Annotated in this window: 2 protein-coding genes and 1 pseudogene; all 3 read left to right on the top strand. The window is 34.1% G+C overall.

What is annotated here, in order from left to right; translation table 11 throughout:
- Window positions 1–142: 142 nt before the first annotated feature.
- The 3 genes and pseudogenes from BACCOP_RS20905 to BACCOP_RS02540 all read left to right on the top strand — a co-directional run bounded on the left by BACCOP_RS20905 (window position 143) and on the right by BACCOP_RS02540 (window position 1,719).
- The gene (locus BACCOP_RS20905) at window positions 143–277 is read left to right on the top strand and encodes an NTF2 fold immunity protein (RefSeq protein ID WP_317618169.1); all 135 of its coding nucleotides are present in this window, start codon (window positions 143–145) and stop codon (window positions 275–277) included.
- 310 nt (window positions 278–587) lie between these two features.
- Complete coding sequence (locus BACCOP_RS02545; RefSeq protein ID WP_007565894.1) at window positions 588–956, top strand: Imm12 family immunity protein; 369 nt, start codon at window positions 588–590, stop codon at window positions 954–956.
- Between the two features lie 72 nt (window positions 957–1,028).
- Window positions 1,029–1,719: pseudogene (locus tag BACCOP_RS02540) on the top strand (PoNe immunity protein domain-containing protein).
- Window positions 1,720–1,798: the final 79 nt, after the last annotated feature.

Raw genomic sequence — 1,798 nt, 5'->3', positions numbered from 1 at the left:
GCTCGCACTGTGGTGGATTCAGATAACTATACAGAATTTATTGCTTCATTCATGCAGAATATGTCAAGTGGGAAGTAATGTGTAATGATATTGCCCTGGGAGTCTACTTTCATTTGAAGAACATTTTAACAAGCTAAAAGAATTGGTATCAAAAATCTTTTTGACTTACTGCACTTCTCGAGAACGCAAGTATGGCAGACCTACTACTATATCTTATGGCAATGAAGGGTCGTATGAATATGATGTTAATGAAAATAAAATTACCGATATTGCATAAGAAGGGAAAAATATAATTGCTGTTCACACATATAGGGAAGTGCCTTTACGACAAAAGAAGCAATATATATTCTTGTATTCAAAAGGCAAATGGCTTTTAGACTCTAATAAAACATATTCTGTATTGAGCAAAATGGTTATCTGATTCCCTCTAAATAATAATTGGTAACCAGCCAAGTTAGCTGCTGAACGCAGCTCCTTGTCAAACCATTATTGCTAACTTAATTAAGGAAGTATGGAATTTACATTAAATATAGTATATGGTGGAGAACTTAATGCATCTAAAGCCTTAAGTCCCTTTGTGCGCCAATATGAGGAAAATTATAAAAGATACATTTACTTCATTTGAAAATGAAGCTGTTACCATGTTTAAGGTAACATTATTTTTTGATGGTGATATTTCATCCTATTATAACGGAACAGGAATATATCAACCAAGATATTACAATGTTAAAAAAGAATATGTGGTTAGTTTTTGCATTGACAGGACACAATGGACTGGGAATAAGGAAAAAGATTTAAACTATTTCATTTTTACAATAACAAGTTTGATGATTAAAAATGGAGATTTGATTTTGAATAAATTGGCTAAATATAAGTACGCATTTGATATTAATTCATACAAGCATTGTGTTGATATTTGCAGCAAAAAGATGAATGATATAGTGAATGAAATATAGCAATAACAAGCACCTGTTCCGCCTAACGGCGGCAAGCTGCAACCCATTAACATCAAAAAGCAGTGTACCATAATGGAAACAAGAGATAAACTTTTTACAGAAGAACAGTATTTGAAGCAACTGAAAATGTATGATGAAGATATTAGTTATTATGAACAAATGCATCTTTCAGGAAAACATATAGGTTACGATTCTTTGTTCAATTATAGGCTTCGTTATTTATTAGTACAGTATTCTATGGGACAGGATATTGATAAGCTGAAAAACAATTATGTGAAAGCCCTCAAAACAATGCCGAGATTTTGGACGGACAACGGATTTTATATTGAAATGTTGTGGCTTCTGTCAATAGGCATTATGTTGGATTACGAAGACGACCTTATACATGGTCTGGTGCAACTGATAAAAGACAGAGAAGCTAAAGACTATATTTATGATACATTGATTAGATACAGATTTCCTGATTGGGAAAGGACAACAAACCAAGTATTATATCCGTCACCCTATCGAATTGCTATCACTGTTACAGAGTTGGCTGAGCAAGACAAAGCAGAAGCGGTGAAACGATTGGAAAAATACCTCAAAAAAGAATGGTATCGAGGACATTCTGATTTATCTTGGCATGACGACCATAAATATGGTATCAACCATGACGGTTATTGTGTTTTGAAAGCGGTGCATTGGTCAAGTCTTGGGGCTGGATGATAGCAGCCTGAAAGGGTTGCCCTACTATCCATACGACATGTACACTGATGACATATAAATGAGAAGTATGGAGTACTCTGTTTGTGCATATTTGACGAAGCCGATAAGTAAGTCTGTTTATGGGACTTTGGATATTA

The organism is Phocaeicola coprocola DSM 17136 (genome assembly GCF_000154845.1).
Lineage (GTDB): Bacteria > Bacteroidota > Bacteroidia > Bacteroidales > Bacteroidaceae > Phocaeicola > Phocaeicola coprocola.
This window is presented reverse-complemented; position numbering and strand designations above follow the sequence as displayed.

Bases quoted from the DNA above. Each gene is read 5' to 3' on its own strand.
- BACCOP_RS02545 (WP_007565894.1), top strand. From the start codon at position 588: ATGAGGAAAATTATAAAAGATACATTTACTTCATTTGAAAATGAAGCT.